This is a genomic window from Marinovum sp. J2-8 (genome assembly GCF_055808435.1).
Genome location: NZ_JBVVRZ010000008.1, coordinates 113,004 through 128,433 on the forward strand (window position 1 = coordinate 113,004; position 15,430 = coordinate 128,433).

Annotated in this window: 14 protein-coding genes and 1 pseudogene; 2 read left to right on the forward strand and 13 right to left on the reverse strand. The window is 59.7% G+C overall.

All coding sequences use genetic code 11. The features are described 5' to 3' along the window. Positions 1-209: 209 nt before the first annotated feature. Positions 210-631, reverse strand: a pseudogene (locus tag AC0L4F_RS19870) (MerR family transcriptional regulator). Between the two features lie 97 nt (positions 632-728). Next, positions 729-1,715, reverse strand: a complete 987-nt coding sequence (locus tag AC0L4F_RS19875) for an oxidoreductase (RefSeq protein ID WP_244691118.1) — start codon at positions 1,713-1,715, stop codon at positions 729-731. Positions 1,716-1,797: 82 nt separating this feature from the next. Between AC0L4F_RS19875 and AC0L4F_RS19880 the strand changes: the two genes are divergently transcribed. Beyond that, a complete protein-coding gene (locus tag AC0L4F_RS19880) occupies positions 1,798-2,568 on the forward strand; it encodes a FadR/GntR family transcriptional regulator (RefSeq protein ID WP_244691119.1) in 771 nt (256 codons plus the stop codon). On the opposite strand, the gene AC0L4F_RS19885 is transcribed toward AC0L4F_RS19880, so the two are convergent. The 9 genes from AC0L4F_RS19885 to AC0L4F_RS19925 form a co-directional block, all read right to left on the reverse strand. Beyond that, entirely contained in the window at positions 2,517-3,800 is a 1,284-nt protein-coding gene (locus AC0L4F_RS19885) for a pectinesterase family protein (RefSeq protein ID WP_244691120.1), read from the reverse strand. The two genes, AC0L4F_RS19880 and AC0L4F_RS19885, sit on opposite strands and share 52 nt — an antisense overlap. Further along, positions 3,797-4,900, reverse strand: a complete 1,104-nt coding sequence (locus tag AC0L4F_RS19890; RefSeq protein ID WP_244691121.1) for a glycoside hydrolase family 88/105 protein — start codon at positions 4,898-4,900, stop codon at positions 3,797-3,799. Before AC0L4F_RS19890 ends, AC0L4F_RS19885 begins: the two co-directional genes overlap by 4 nt. Beyond that, positions 4,894-6,417: a polygalacturonase PglA gene (gene pglA, locus AC0L4F_RS19895; RefSeq protein WP_244691122.1), complete on the reverse strand. Its 1,524-nt coding sequence runs from the start codon at positions 6,415-6,417 to the stop codon at positions 4,894-4,896. Before pglA ends, AC0L4F_RS19890 begins: the two co-directional genes overlap by 7 nt. A gap of 68 nt (positions 6,418-6,485) precedes the next feature. Further along, a complete protein-coding gene (locus AC0L4F_RS19900; protein ID WP_244691123.1) occupies positions 6,486-6,932 on the reverse strand; it encodes a type 2 periplasmic-binding domain-containing protein in 447 nt (148 codons plus the stop codon). Beyond that, positions 6,929-7,747, reverse strand: coding sequence for an ABC transporter substrate-binding protein (locus tag AC0L4F_RS19905; RefSeq protein WP_244691124.1), 819 nt, complete (start codon positions 7,745-7,747; stop codon positions 6,929-6,931). Before AC0L4F_RS19905 ends, AC0L4F_RS19900 begins: the two co-directional genes overlap by 4 nt. A 20-nt stretch (positions 7,748-7,767) precedes the next feature. Then, entirely contained in the window at positions 7,768-8,901 is a 1,134-nt protein-coding gene (locus tag AC0L4F_RS19910; protein ID WP_244691125.1) for an ABC transporter ATP-binding protein, read from the reverse strand. Beyond that, positions 8,901-9,803, reverse strand: coding sequence for a carbohydrate ABC transporter permease (locus AC0L4F_RS19915; protein WP_244691126.1), 903 nt, complete (start codon positions 9,801-9,803; stop codon positions 8,901-8,903). The genes AC0L4F_RS19910 and AC0L4F_RS19915 overlap by 1 nt, the downstream gene beginning before the upstream one ends. A 4-nt stretch (positions 9,804-9,807) precedes the next feature. Then, positions 9,808-10,692: a carbohydrate ABC transporter permease gene (locus tag AC0L4F_RS19920; protein WP_244691127.1), complete on the reverse strand. Its 885-nt coding sequence runs from the start codon at positions 10,690-10,692 to the stop codon at positions 9,808-9,810. Next, positions 10,692-12,092 (reverse strand): family 4 glycosyl hydrolase, encoded by a 1,401-nt coding sequence (locus AC0L4F_RS19925; RefSeq protein ID WP_280520694.1) that lies wholly within the window; start codon positions 12,090-12,092, stop codon positions 10,692-10,694. Before AC0L4F_RS19925 ends, AC0L4F_RS19920 begins: the two co-directional genes overlap by 1 nt. A 148-nt stretch (positions 12,093-12,240) precedes the next feature. Here AC0L4F_RS19925 and AC0L4F_RS19930 point away from each other — a divergent pair, with 148 nt between their 5' ends. Continuing rightward, positions 12,241-13,128, forward strand: coding sequence for a helix-turn-helix domain-containing protein (locus AC0L4F_RS19930; protein WP_244691129.1), 888 nt, complete (start codon positions 12,241-12,243; stop codon positions 13,126-13,128). A 74-nt stretch (positions 13,129-13,202) separates the two neighbouring features. Here AC0L4F_RS19930 and AC0L4F_RS19935 read toward each other — a convergent pair whose 3' ends face one another. After that, positions 13,203-13,904 (reverse strand): sensor histidine kinase, encoded by a 702-nt coding sequence (locus AC0L4F_RS19935; RefSeq protein ID WP_244691130.1) that lies wholly within the window; start codon positions 13,902-13,904, stop codon positions 13,203-13,205. Then, the gene (locus AC0L4F_RS19940; RefSeq protein ID WP_244691131.1) at positions 13,894-15,333 is read right to left on the reverse strand and encodes a type 2 periplasmic-binding domain-containing protein; all 1,440 of its coding nucleotides are present in this window, start codon (positions 15,331-15,333) and stop codon (positions 13,894-13,896) included. The genes AC0L4F_RS19935 and AC0L4F_RS19940 overlap by 11 nt, the downstream gene beginning before the upstream one ends. Between the last annotated feature and the right edge of the window lie 97 nt (positions 15,334-15,430).

The window sequence follows — 15,430 nt, forward strand, 5'->3', positions numbered from 1 at the left end:
CAAAAGACGATTTCATGGCCCAATACCGGATGCATTTGCGCGTCCCCAGTCCCCCAAACACAGGACACCACCCTCATATGACACCGTTAGGCGTGCCAACGCGGGGCTTCTTCTGTTTAAAAATATCCCGGGGGGGCCAAAGGCCGGGGGCAGAGCCCCCTCTGACCCCTCAACGCACCCTATCGCGCGCGTCCGTCAAGGGGCGGGCGCTATTCCGGGTTATGGTCGGTCAGACATTCGGAATGGTCGCGCAGGACTTCCAGCACCCGACAATCCGCGACCGATCCGCCCTCGCATTGCCGCACCATGCGGTCCAATTCAACTTTCAGCGCCTCCAACCGGGCAATCCGGCGCTCCACCTCACGCAGATGCCGTTGGGCAATGCTGTCCACCGCAGCGCAATCCTGATGCGGGCGATCCGTCAGATCCAGCAGCCCACGGATCATGTCCAGTGGAAACCCCAGCTGGCGGCCATGGCGAATAAAGGCCAGCCGGTCCAGCGTCGCGGTGTCATAGCGCCGTTGCCCGCGGCGCTGCGCGCGGGTTCTGGCAACAGGCCGATTTCCTCGTAATACCGGATGGTCTGCACCTTGGTGCCGGTGCGTTTTGCCAATGTGCCGATTGCCAGCATGGTGCCGCCTTTCCCATCTGCCGCCGGATCCACGGCACTGGCACCAACTCTGTCGCGATCCATCCACAGTTTCAAGGGCCGGACCAACAGCGAAGGATCAGGCGTTGACGTCGACGACCACCCGGCCCTTGACCTGCCCCTTCAGAATATCCCGCCCCAATTGCGGCAACTCGGCCAGCGTTGCCGGTTGCACCATGGCGTCCAGCTTGGCCATCGGCAGATCGCGGGCAATCCGCGCCCAGGCCCGTTGCCGGTTTTCAAAGGGCTGCATCACGCTATCAATCCCAAGAAGGTTCACCCCCCGCAGGATAAACGGCGTGATCAATGCACCATCAATCGCTGCCCCACCGGCCAGGCCAATCGCCGCAACCGACGATCCGTATTGCATTTGTTTCAGCACCCGGCCCAGCATGACACCGGCCACCGCATCCACACAGCCGCCCCAGACCTCGGCCTCCAGCGGTTTGCGGCTGGTTTCGGCGTATTCGTCGCGCGCCACAATCTGGCTGGCGCCCAGCGATTTCAGGTAATCTTCCTGCTCCGGTCGGCCGGTCACGGCGGCCACCTGATGCCCAAGATTTGCAAGGATCGCGGTCGCAACCGACCCCACACCGCCCGCCGCACCGGTGACCAGAACCGGCCCATCGGTGATGCCCTGATCTTCCAGCGCCATCACCGCCAGCATTGCGGTCAACCCGGCGGTCCCAACCGCCATCGCCTGATGCGTGGTCAGACCTTCGGGCAGGGGCACCAGCATATCGGCTTTGACCCGCGCTTTCTGGGCGTAGCCGCCCCAGCGGTTTTCACCGACGCGCCAGCCGGTCAGCACAACCTTGTCACCGGGTTTGTAGCGGGCATCGTCCGAGGTTTCGACCGTGCCGGCAAAATCAATGCCGGGCACATGGGGATAATTGCGCACCAGACCGCCACCGGGGCCGATGCACAGCCCGTCTTTGTAATTCACCGTGGAATACTCCACCGCAACCGTCACATCCCCCTCTGGCAATTGATCTTCGCTGACCTCGGCGACCTGCGCCGATGTTTTGCCGTCGGCGTCTTTTTCAACCAGCAATGCCTTGAACATGGGGGGCTCCTTTTCTCGATGACCTGCGTTGCCTTGATCTGCGATTCCATTTATAATTGCCTTACAATTAAATGTAAGACAAATGAAAAAACCAAAACCACAGAAAAAAGCCGATCTTCCGGCCCAGATCGCCAAGTCATTGCGGGATGCCATCCTGTCCGGGGAATTGACGGTGGATGACCGTTTGCCCTCAGAGGCGGATCTGTCCGACACGTTTGACGTGTCGCGCCCCACGGTGCGCGAGGCGTTGAAACGTCTGGCTGCGCAATCGCTGATCCGAACCGAACGGGGCGCATTTGGCGGCGCGTTTGTGCGGCGGCTTTCCTATGAAGAGGCGCAGGTGCAACATGCCTCAAACGCGACTTTGTTGTTGTCTATCAACGGGATAAACTTCTCGGTCGCCTGTGAGGCGCGATATGCGCTGGAAAAATCGGTCACCGCGCTGGCCTGTGCGCGGCGCAGCGATGCCGATTTGGCGGCAATGCGGGCGGAAATCGCCCGTCAGGGCAGCGAGGGACTGAGTGACGAAGATTTCTGTGCGTCGGATGTGGCCTTGCACCGGGCCTTGGTCGATGCGGCGGGCAATCCGATCCTGTCCTATCAACTGGCCGGCGCGGTCGAGGCGATGCAGCCGCTGATGAACATGATCACCTTTTCCGCCCGGTCGCGCGAACAGATCGTGGCGCTGCATACCGCGCTGGCAGACGCCATTGCGGCGCGCGATGTCAGCGCCGCGGATGATGCATTGATGACCCTGGAGCGGTATACGCTTGAGCTGGGCGAGGGTGTGATTGCCGGGTTTCAGCGCAACAGAACCGCCAGCCAAGGCGGGTCCGGTTCAAGGTCATCATAACCTGCGCCGTTGTCGGCCAACCAATCCCCCAGATACCTCAGGAACTCCGCCGCGTTTGCCTGTACCGGGCGATAGCGCGGAGACCATGCGGGGCCGCCCCAGTCATCCCAGGGGGCCGCGCGGTTGATATGGTCCCCGAGGTCGGAATTGACCAAAATACACTTTCCAACCGCTTCAAGCGTTGTCCGGCTGATCTGGCCCCGGGTTCCGTCGAGATGGTTGCGGTCCGTCAACCTGGTGCAATAGCCGGGCAGGGTGGGCCGACCATAAGGTGAGGCGCGCACGCCTTCGAACCATTGCCGGGCAAGAAAGCTGCGCCCCTTCTGTCCGGTCTCGGCCCCGTCATGGGTGAAGCGACAGCCATCAAACACGAACCCATAGGGCCGGTGCAGCGCCGTAGAGGGCGCGACCGCCCAGCTTTGCGCGCCCCGCACGCCACGGGTCCGCAGGGTGCAATTCTGAAAATATCCGGTTGCGCCGCCAAAGATGAAATCCACATCGCCGGAAATGGTGCAATCCCGCAGCAATGTGCGGGACGGGCCAAGCCCGGCCTGAAGATACAGGGTGTCCTGAAAGCTTTCGAGGGTCAGATCACACAGGCTGACCCGGTCGGCCCCGGCGACATGCAACGCCACGGCCTGATGCTGGCCTTGTGAAAATCGGCCTTCGGCATCGGGCACCGCACCCTTCGGGGCGGCAGCCACCCGATCACAGGCATAGAGGTTTCGGATGGTCATCCCGGAAACAGAGGTATCGTCGCGTGCAATCCGCAACACCGATGTATTCCCGGTGGTCAGCACCTCTCGCGCGGCGAGGGTGGCAAAATGGTTTTGGGTATCGGGATGGGCGGTGCCAAAATCGGCGCCAAAGCGGTCTGCAAATTCGCGGCCCGGCATTTGGGCATCAATCCGCGCCGCGAGCAGGGTCTTGTCGGCCCCCGCCCCGACAAGGCTCAGCGGCGGGGCGCTGGCGGGTACGATGGCCGGACCCTCATAAAACCCCGGCGCGATATGGATGACCCGCCGGGTTTTGGCGCCGCTGACAGTATCCTCGATTGCGCTGTCGTAAATCGCCCGGTCAATCGCGGCCTGAAGCGTCGGCAAAGCCCCCGCCGTGCCGCGACAGACCAGATAGTCCGGCTTGGCGTTGGCAATCGGTCCCGGCAACCACGCCACACCGTCGGTGCCATCCAGCACGTTGGGGCGTGAAAATTGCCGGGCTGTCTGGCTCATTGCCCGGCCAGCGCCAGCGCCTTGCGGTCGGATTGCGCAAGATCGGTCGCAATGGCCATCATCAAGGGGCCCACGCCCTTGGCATCATCGCTTTTCAGCGGCTCCGTCAGGTAATATTCCGCACTGCCGTCGCGATAACGACCCTCAAACGGGCCAAGTCCGGCAACATGCACAATCCCGGTCATTTCATGGCCGGTGCCATCGGTGCGCGGATTGAGCGCGAAATCGGTCAATGTGCGGCAGATGTGATCTGTCGACCCGGACCAGAGCCCCAGATCCCGCGCCTTCAACAGGGCATAGCTGAACATCGCCGAGGCTGAGGTTTCGGTATAATTGCCCTTCAGGTCGGGTTGTTCAATCACTTGCAACCACAGGCCATTCGGCTGACGCAGATCGGCGATATCGGTCAAAAGCGTTTCGGTGCGCGCTTTGAGCGGGGCAAAACCTGCCGGTCCGACCAGATCCGCGATATCCACGAGGGCCATCGCCAGCCACCCCAATGCCCGCGCCCAGTGGGCGGTGGGGGATTGACCGCTGTCGGGGTCGGCCCATGGCTGTTTGCGCGCTTCGTCCATCGCATGGGCATAAAGCCCGGTTGCGGGGGCAAATGTCAGCTCCATCGCGCGCCCGACCTGGGTCAGGGAATCGGCAATCAGCGCCTCATCCCCGCGGCGCAGACCATAGCCGATCTGGAACGGCGGCCCCATGTAAAGACCATCCAGCCAGACCTGCCAGGGATAGCGCAGTTTGTGCCAATAGATGCCGGATCTTGTGCGCGGATGGGTGGCGAGTTGATCCATCAACACCGCCGCATAGTCGAGATATCGCGCCTCGCCTGTCAGTTCATGCAGGTACAGCAGCGTGCTGCCGGTTTTGATATTGTCGATATTATAGTCGCTGGCGGCATAACCCGCGAGCGTTGGACCATCGCGCAATTGTGGCGAAATCAGCCGAAGGATATGCGCGAACCAGCGATCTTCGCCGGTCGCACGGTGCAACAGTTCCAACCCGCGATAGATCAACCCGTCTTCGTAACACCAGGCGCCTGTCTTGTACGGCTGATAGGTTTCGGCATAGCGGTCGAAATAATCCATCAGCATGCAACGAACTCCTTCTGATAGGGGATCTCGGTGATGGTGCCCGCCACATCGGCAAATTCCGACAGAATGCCGCCATGGCGCACTGGCGCGACCCCGAGGGCCATCAGCGGCACATCGGCCTGGGCGGCGGGGTCGTATGACAGTTGGACATTGAAAAGCTGCACGCCGGTGACGGGCGATTCCGGCAGCCCGAGGATCGCCGCCGCCGCCAGGGTGACACCCCGCGCCGTGACATCGCACAGGGTGATGTCGTGGATTACCGGGGTTGTGTCATCCACCACCGCAGGCAAACGCGACTGCACCACCTCGGATTTTCCGTCATGGTCGCAAAAGTAGAACATGTTGATCGCCAGCGGTGTCGGCACATTCACCATGTCGACGCGGGTCAGGGTGACACCGCTCACTGTGCCCCCGCGCCCGCGCCGGGTTTTCAGCCGAAGTCCCCGGTCGGTTGCATGGAATTCACAGTCAGAGATGGTGATGTCATGGATGCCGCCGGACATTTCGGACCCCAGCACCACCGCACCATGGCCCCGCATCATCCGGCAATGGCTGATCGTGACATCGCGGGTTGGGGCAATATGGGCGATCTGATCTGTGTCGGGGCCCGTGCCACGCTTGCAGGCCTTGATGGCAATGCAATCATCCCCAACTGAAAAATCGACGCCGCAAATCGTGACGCGGGTGCAGCTTTCGGGGTTCAGCCCATCGGTATTGGGGCTGTCGGGTGGGTTTTCGATCCGCACGGAGGAAACATGAAGATCGGCGCAACGATAGGGATGTAATGTCCAGGACGGCGAATTTCGCAGCGTCACACCGGTCAGGCGGGCCTGATCGCAATAGGCCAGATGTACGGTGCGCGGGCGTCGTGCACCCTCACGCGTTTCTTTTGGCCAGGTCCACCAATCGCCCCGGTCGCCACCGCCATCAATCACACCGCGCCCGGTGATCGTTACGCCGGTGCAATCCACGGCTGTGACCAGCGCGGCAAAGGCCGCTTCGGGCAGCCCTTCCCAAGTGCCCATCACGCGCCCGGTTGCATCATGGGCGGCCAATTGCGGCCAGCCGACGCGATCGGCAATTGCCGCAAGTTCCGCGCCAGCGTCCAGGAGCAACGTTATCTGTGGTTTCAGAAATATCGGGCCGCTGAAATAGCGCCCGGGTGCCAGCCGCAAGGTGCCCCCGGCGGGCACGGCGGCAATCGCGCGGGCCAGCGCAACCGAATTGTCGGCCAGTGCGGGATCAACCCCGAAATCCGCGGCATCTATCAGACCGGCACAGGGCAGGGTCTGTACGGAAACCGTGCCGAGATCACAGGACATATGGTATCGGGTCGCCGGACACAGCCCGTCGATGAACACGGCCACCTGATCAGTTGTGCCATTGGCCACCAGAGTGCCGTTGTCATCGCACAGCGACCAGTCCAGCGGGCGGGGCAAGGCAAACCGCGCGCCGGGAGATGTGACAAGAAGGGACAGGGTCCTTGCGGTGGCCGCAAGAACGCGAACAGCGGTCATGGCATCTGCTTTCACTTGAGGGGAGGTGCCGGATCAGGTCCGGCACCCCGATTGGCGCAATCGAAGGGTCAGGAACCGATGTCTTCCAGCGCTTCCTCGATTGCATAGCTCATGTCATCGGCGGCGGTGGCCGCGTCGATTTCGCCATAGGCAAAAAGCTCCAGGTTGTCCTGTATGGCCGAGCGGACATCGGGGAATTCCATCATTGGATGGATGCCCGGGCCTTCTGCATTGATCACGCGGGCCTGTGCCTCGATCTGGATTGGTGCGATTGCCCCGGCCTTCAGCAATTGTTCACGCGCGGTTTTGGACGCCGGGACGCCGCGGGTCGAACCCAGCGCCGCGACGCCTTCGGGTTCGTTGAGCAAACAGTTCAGAACTTCGGCGGCCGCCTGTTGTTTGTCGGATTTGGCCGAGATCGAGAACACCATTGACGCCTTGCGATAGATGCCCGGTGTTTTCTGGCCGTCCTGTGACAGCAGATCGACATAGACAAGTTCTTCACCGTCATTCATCGGATCCGAGATTTTGAAATAGGTTGAATCCCACTGATAGGTGCCGGCGATTTTGCCATTGGCCCAATCCGGGTTTTCATGCAGCGGGATGTTGCCCGCGCGGCCACGGATTTCCAATCCAGAATGACGTGATTGTCGACCAGTGTCTTGTAAAAGGAAATCGCCTCGGTCAGCTCTTCTTTGGTCCAGGCCAATTCATTGGTGGCCGGGTCGATCAGTGCCTTGCCGGTTTTCTGGGTGCCATAGAGCGTGATGATCAGCGCCGCGTCCAGCCGCGCCGCTTCGAACGGATAGTAATCATCGCCCAGTTTTTCGGCGAACACCGGACCGGCGGCCACCAGATCATCCCAGGTTTTTGGCAGCTCAAGTCCGGCTTTGTCCCAGGTGGTCTTGTTGAACGCAAACAGCCGCCCCGTGGTCGAAATCGGCAGACCGTTCAGCTTGCCATTCATGGAACCGGCTTCGATCTGGGCGGCGTCCCAATTCGACAGATCAATGGTGTCGGACAGCGTGGTAAGATCGGCAAGCCCGGTGCCATCCGCAGAATAGATCGACAACCAGGGCCAGTTGACCTGCATCAGATCGGCCTCGGTGCCGCCGGCGATCTGGGTTGTCAGTTTTTCGAAATGGCCGGACCAGCCGGTGAATTCCGGGCTGATGGTATGGCCGTGTTTTTCGCCACAGACCTCAAGCGCGGTCTGGGTGGCCTGGTGACGGCTATCGCCGCCCCACCAGCTCATCCGCAGATCGGCGGCACCGGCGGTTCCCGCAAGGGCCGTCGTGGCGAGTGCAAGGCTCAGAACATTCAGTTTCATTTGATTTCCTCCCATGGAACTCAGGTTTTTTGATTGGCGGCGAGAGAGATATTCTCGCCGCTTTCGGCGTTGAACAGGTGGATGCGCGGCCCAAGTGGCAGAAGGCCGACGCGATCGCCGCGTGCCAGCGTCCTGTCGAACCGCTCTGACGGGATCACAGCAACAAGAAGCGCATGGCCGACGCGGGCATGCAGATTGACCTCATGGCCCATGAATTCGAGATTGCTGATGGTCCCGGTCAAAGCATCGGGGGTGTCGGGGGCAACAACCGACAGATGTTGCGGGCGCACACCCAGGGTGACCGGGCCATCAACGGCGGTCACACGGTCGGCCAACCCCTCGGCAACCTGTATCGTCTGGCCATCCGTGGTCAGGCTTGGCACGCCCTCGGCCCGCGACAAGACCGCAGGAAACAGGTTCATTTCCGGCATGCCGATAAAACCCGCGACAAAGGCATTGGCCGGGCGTTCATACAGCGTCACCGGATCGGCAACCTGCATGATATGGCCGTCCTTCATCACACAGATCCGGTCGCCCATGGTCATGGCCTCGACCTGATCATGGGTGACATACACCACGGTGGCGGGCAGGCCTTCGGCGCGCAGACGTTTGTGCAGATCGGTGATCCGCACCCGCATCGAGGCCCGCAGTTTGGCATCAAGGTTCGACAGTGGTTCGTCGAACAGAAACACCTCTGGTTGTTTGATCAGCGCCCGGCCCAGGGCGACACGTTGCGCCTGACCGCCCGAGAGCTGTTTCGGCAACCGATCCAGAAGCGCCTCGATTTCCAGAATGCCCGAAACAGTTTTGGTGGCTGCTGCAATTTCCTCGGCTGGTTTGCGCTTCAGCCGCAGACCAAAGGACAGATTGTTGCGCACCTTCATATGCGGATAAAGCGCATAGTTCTGGAACACCATGGCGATGCCGCGCTTGCCCGGCACCAGATCGTTCACGACATTGTCGCCGATCTGAATTTCCCCGCCAGTGATGGTTTCCAACCCGGCGATCATCCGCAAAGTGGTGGATTTGGCACAGCCGGACGGGCCGACCAGCACCATGAATTCCCCCTCTTTCACATGCAGGTTGATGCCGTGAACGGCCTTGAACCCGTTGCCATAGGTCTTTTCGATTGAATTCAGTCGTAGTTCGGCCATCAGCCTTTCACACCTCCCGAGGATATGCCCTGGATGAATGATTTCTGGGCGAGAAAGAAAACGATGAGCGACGGCGTCAGCGCCAGAACGGTCATGGCGAGGATTGAGTTCCAGTTGAAGGCTTCGGTGGCGTCGATCGACAGTTTCAGCGCCAGCGAGATGGGGTATTTTTCAACCGTCGAAATATAGATCAGCGGCCCGAGGAAGTCGTTCATCGTCCACATGAATTGGAACAAACAGACCGACACCAGCGCAGGCGTCAACATGGGAACCACGATAAATATTAGCGTTTGCAGGGTGTTGGCCCCGTCGACGCGGGCGGCCTCCTCCATCTCGCGGGGGATGGCGCGCAGGAATTGGATCACCATAAAGACAAAGAACGCATCCCCCGCCAGCCAGGCTGGCGCAAACAGCGGCAGATAGGTATCCAGCCAGCCAAGTTCGCGAAACAACAGGTATTGCGGGATGCGGGTGACAACATCGGGCAACAGCAGCGTGGCGATCAGGATGGCAAACAGGATCTTTTTGCCGGGAAATTCGAACCGGGCAAAACCATAGGCCACCAGCGTGCAGGAAATCGCGGTGCCGATCACCTTGGGGATGACGATCTGCAACGAGTTGATGAAGAAATGCCCAAAGGTGTAAGGGGTCGAGGTTTTCCAACCGTCGATATAGCCCTGAATGGTGGCGTCTTTCGGCCAGAACCAGGCGGATGTGAACATCTCGGCGTTGGTCTTGAACGAGGCACCGACCAGCCAGATCAGCGGATAAATCATGATGAGGCCAACAACAATCAGCAGGGAATACCGCAACGTGGCAGAGATCCGGGCCTGTCGGCGCAGTTTTAGCTGTAGTTGCGTTGGTGGCGCGGCGGTGGCGGGGATGTCGGGCAGCAATGACATGGGATCAGCTCCTCTTGTCGCCGGCGTAATAGACCCATTTTTTCGATGACCAGAAGGCCAGCAGGGTCAGCGCCATGATGATTGCGAACAGCACCCAGGCAATCGCCGAGGCATAGCCCATGTCAAAACTCTTGAAAGCTTCGTCGTAGATATAAAGCGGCAGCAGATAGGTGGATTTCAGCGGCCCGCCCTGGGTAATGATGTAAGGCCCGTTGAATTCCTGAAACGCCTGTACGGTCTGCATGATCAGGTTGAAAAAGATCACCGGCGTGATCAGCGGCAGGGTGATGTGGCGAAAGATCCGCCAGGGGCCGGCACCGTCGATTGACGCGGCCTCATACAGGGATTTGTCTACGCCTTGCAAAGCGGCCAGGAAAATCACCATCGCCGAGCCGAACTGCCAGCAGCGCAACAACGTGATGGTAAACAACGCATTGCCGGGATCGCCAAACCAATTCACCGGTTCGCCGCCAAAGGCCACGATGATCATGTTGACCAACCCGGTATTGGCGAAAATATAACGCCATAGAACCGCAATCGCGATCGACCCGCCCAGCACCGACGGCACATAATACGCGGTGCGAAACAGGTTGATGCCACGCAGCCGGTAATTCAGCACCACCGCGATGAACAACGCGAATGTCAGCTTGAGCGGCACGGTCAGGAACACATAGGTCAGCGTGACATTCAGCGATTTGTCAAAGGTCCGGTCGCGGGTGAACAGTTTTTCATAGTTCTTCAGACCCACCCATTCCGGGCTGGACAAAAGGTCATAGTCGGTAAAGCTGAGATAGAAAGAGGCCACAAACGGGAAGGCCGTGAACAAAAGCAGGCCGATGGCATAGGGGGCGACATACCACAGCCCCAGAAATTTACTGTCACCGCCCACTACGCAACTCCCTTCAATGTTTCGGGCAACCATTCTGCGGTGGCGGCCAGCATGGCGTTGAACATGGTTCGGACGTCATCCACCGGCAGATGGCGCAGCAGGGGGTCTGATCGGAACAGCGGGAACAGCGCGGCGTGATGGCCACCCAGAACCGCCGACAACAATGCGCTTTGGCGTTCGGCGTGGTCGGTGACAATCGGCTCCAGCGCTGGTGGCAAACGTCCGGCATGAATGGCCTGTACCCCCAAGCCAGAGAATATCGCATTGGTCTCGACAATCGCCCCGGTCGGCAGGCCGGTGATCTGCCCTTGATTGGGCAGATTGGCGTTGCTGACAAAAGCGTCGCCCGTCATCAGGGCGGCGATTTGGTCTATCATTGCCTCGTCCGACCGCTGGGCGACCGGGGCAGCATCACCCCGGCGCAGCGCCTCGGCATGGGTCAGTTTTGCGGCGCGATCGCGGATGCGGTAGGCCACCGGCGTCAGGGCAAAGCCCCAGTCGCCGGGGTTATTCATGTATTCGCTCAAGGGGAGAAACTCCGCCAAATGCCGGTCACCCGCTGCAGCCGGAATCCCAAATCGGCGAAACAGATCAAAGGCCACCAGATTGCGGGTGCCGAAATACCCGGCGTGTTCCGCGTCTTCGCCGGGCTCTGTCTGCGCCCAGCCAGAAGTCATATGCGCGGCAACAAAGGCGTCATAGGCCGGGCGCATATCCCGGCCAGCAAGTGAAATCCGGTCAACAAAAGTGAAATGGTTGATGCCGAGGACATTCACCTGCACATCGCGATGCGTGTAAATATCCTGTCCCGCGTGTTGATTGGCGATCCCGGCGACCTGACGGCGGATCTTGGTCACCTCGTGGCATTCACCCCAGGCGCGGATGCCGGGACAGGCCGCAAACAGCGCCCCGGTCAGGACCGACATCGGATTGGTCAGATTGCAGACATAGGCGTTTGGCGCATGTTGGCCAATGGCGGTGCCGATCTCTGCCAACATCGGAATGGCGCGCATGGCGCGGACGAAACCGCCGGGTCCAACCGTATCGCCCACCGCCTGGGCAATCCCGTGGCCGGCAGGGATGGCAATGTCCTGCGCCATATCTTCGAACCGACCGGGCAGGATGGAAATCACCACAATATCCGCGCCGTCCAAGGCCCCCGACAGGGTGTCACAGGCGCGATATGTGGCGGGCGTGCCCCGGCTGACGGCACCATGACGCTGGCCGATTTCGGCGTTGCGCTGTGCCGCAGCAGGATCAATATCATAGAGCCGCACATCAGCGGCAAGGCGGGTGTCAAAGGCCAGATCGGCCATCAACCCCATCGCCCAATTCAAAGATCCGCCGCCGACAAAGGCGATTCTGACAGAAGCGGGTGTTTGTTGATCGGATTCGTGCATTATGTTCCAGACGGGATTCCGCCATGGCGGCAAGATCCTGTCCTTTCCTCCCAATTTTGAACAGCTTTCGTAAAATTTCACGGGGCTGATCGTTTTCCATCAGAGTAATATGCTAGTTTCACAACGGGAATGATGATAAATCGACAAAATGATGGATCAAATCGAACATTCAGCGCTCAGCCATATCCCGATGCGGTCCTTGTCGCTGCGGTTGGCGCGGTCGACGATCAAAATGAACCATGATCGCGGCTGGCGAATCGACAAGGTGAACCCGGTGAACGATCTGTTGATCTGTCTGTCCGGGCGCGGGCGCTATCAGGTTGGTGAGGACCGGGAGGTTGTGACTCTGGAGGCTGGCCATGCGATGTTGATCCCGGCCTATACCCGGTTTCGCGGCGTGCATGTGGGAGATGAAACTCTGGTGGGCATTGCGCAACACTTTTCGCTCGAACTGTTTGGCCGTGGTGATCTGATCAAGCAAATGACGTTGAAGCCCGTGGCGGCCCTGCCGGATTGGCCTGTGTTGGGCCCTGTTTTGCACCACTTTCGCGAAAGCGCTCCAACCGGCGGCACCACATTGGCCCAGCATCATCAGTTCATGGTGTTCCTTCTGGCCTATCTGGAGGCTGCGTTCCTGGATTGGTCCGCCCCAGAAAAAACCCCGGACAGTCAGGACCATTTGTCGATCCAGATCATGTTGGTCGCGTCACGTCTGTCTGCTGATCCACTCGGGTCGGGATTGGAAGAGGCGCTGATCGGCGTGCCATATAATGGCGATTATTTCCGACGGGCGTTCAAGGAGCGGCTCGGCCATACGCCGCAGAAATTTCGCGAGTTGAAGCGGATGGAATTCGCGGCCAACCGATTGGGCATGGGGCTATCGGTCAAGGCCGTGGCGGCAGAATTGGGCTATGGCGATCCCTATTTTTTCAGCCGCATGTTCAAACGCTATCTTGGCGCCAGCCCGTCGAAGTATCGCGAACGCCCCGCGCATGTCCGCCCCAGCCTTGCAGCGGAAGGTCAGACAAGAATTTGACGGCAGATGCCCGTTGATGTCGCTGGCAAGTGCCCGGGGGAATTGACTGTGTCGTGGTTCAATAGCGCTCCGCATTACTGCGCAATGGGCAGCCGCAACCGCACGGCGGTTCCCCTGCGTCCGTGGGGCGGATCGAATATGTCGAAGCTGCCGCCGTGTTTTCGCGCGATTTTGTCGACAATCGCCAAACCCATTCCGGGGCCGGGGCTGTCGTCCCGGGATTGCAATTTGACCATCGGCTTCAGGACATTTTCCCGTTGTGCCACGGGGATGCCGGGGCCGTCATCGCGCACCCAAACCTCCACCATGTCCCCGACCGCCCGGCCAAGCACCGCTATATGTGCGGTGGCCGGGTGATGGACAACCGCATTGGACAGCAAATGCCCGACAGCCAGCACAAGATCGGTTTCATTGGTAAAGGCCCGGCTGGCGTCACAGCGTATCCGCAGCAAAACCCCCTTTGGCATTTCGACGGCGTCGCGTGCCTGTGACAGGCACCCTGCCAATGCAACGGGTTGCTGATCCGCCATACCCGCCCGCGACAGCGCCAACAAACCTTGGATCATATCATCCAATCGCTGGGTGTGGACTTGCAAAAGGGCAAATGACTCTGCCGGGCCGTCTGGCAATTCGATGCCCGCGTCGGCCAGATCTTCGGTTATCCAGGACGGAAGCTGTGCAATGGCCCGCGTTGATGCGCGCAGGTCATGCGAGAACCGGTAAATCAAGTCTTCAACAGGATCTTGTGGCGCCACCACGGGACGATCAGATGGCATTGTGTGGCCGGGACACACGTTTCGCCGAGGCTGGATAGCTGCTGTACAGGGCATTCCAACGCTGCAATTGTGCGGCGCGCCCGACCTGTTCCGTCGTCAACTCCCATGCCAGTTCGATACTCTTCAGGGCCGCGCGCGGCGGAACTTCCCCTGACAAGGCGTTCAACAGCCAGTAATTCAGGGCTTCGAAATAACTGCCGCGCCGGGCGACATAGAAATCCGGAATTGCGTTGCTCATCGCTTGACGGTGCACATTCAAGAAGTCTTTGCCGTATACTTTAACAATGCCGGGATCCTCGTAATGTTCGACACGATAGGGGTCAAAATAGCCGTCTATTTCGGCGATGGATCTGGCAGAGACCTCTGTATCGACCGCGGTCTGACAGAAAAGATAAGCCAATTCCGGCACCGGGCAGTGCCGCGCAATCACATAGCTCCACCCCCAATTGAAATAGGCCAAGGGCACATGTTCGCCATCAATCACACCACCGGGCAGTGGCCCGTTGATCACATTGCCATACATGCCCGAACCCGGGGCATTCAGGCTTTTCTGGGTGCCGCCCCAGCCAATATTGGCAAAAACATCCCCGCGATTGTACCGTTTCCAATTGTCAAAAAGCCCAAGATTTGCGCCGGTCAGGTGCTGGGCAGAGACAATCATCGCCTCTAGCGCAGCGAGGCCGACCTCGCTTGCCACGCCCGGTCGACAATCCGAATGGAATGGCAACCCGCCCGCAGCGTGAAACCGGGACCACCATTCCCAGGCGACATAATTTGCGGTCCGAAACAGACATCCACCGTATTGGCCGACCTCTGGGCGATGGAAAAATGCCATTTGCCGGTCCACTTCGTCCCAGGTGCGCGGAATCGCAAGCGGCGTGCCGGTCAAATCGGCATAGCGTGATTGTTCATCGGTGTTTTCCATCATTTTGCGGTTGTAAAACATCAAATAAACATCGCCGTCCGTTTGATACCCCCAATGTTGACCATCAAAAGTATCGCCCGATTGATAAAGCTGTGACCCCGCGAAATCCGACGGCTGGTGTGCTTTGGCAAATTGATCAACCGGCCGAATGGCCCGGGATTCGACCAGATCCGGAATGCCAAAGGTCGCGGGAAGGGCGATATCAATTTGGCTTGCGGGGGTGATTGATTCCAGAATCAGGGCGGAATTGATATTGTCGACATCGGTGACAATCGTTTCCACCGGACAGTTACATTCGAGTTCGAAATGTGCCGTCACCGGCCCAAGATTGGCCTGCGCACCATTCGGAACCAGCATCCGCAAAGGGCGACCAAGCCGCGTCAGCAGAGCCTGCATCTGGCGCTCGCTGATCTGAGACCGATCAGCGGCGGCTTGCGCCAACCCGGCAAACGGCATCGCCGCGCTGGCAGCACCCGCAGCAAGTAAAAAACGCCTCGAAAACATGGCCCCTCCGCAAAGCTGAACAAATGCCATTTTGCAGGGTTGGATTTAAGAACCGGTAAAGACTTGTGGTTTATTCAAGATGGAATGGCATTGCGGG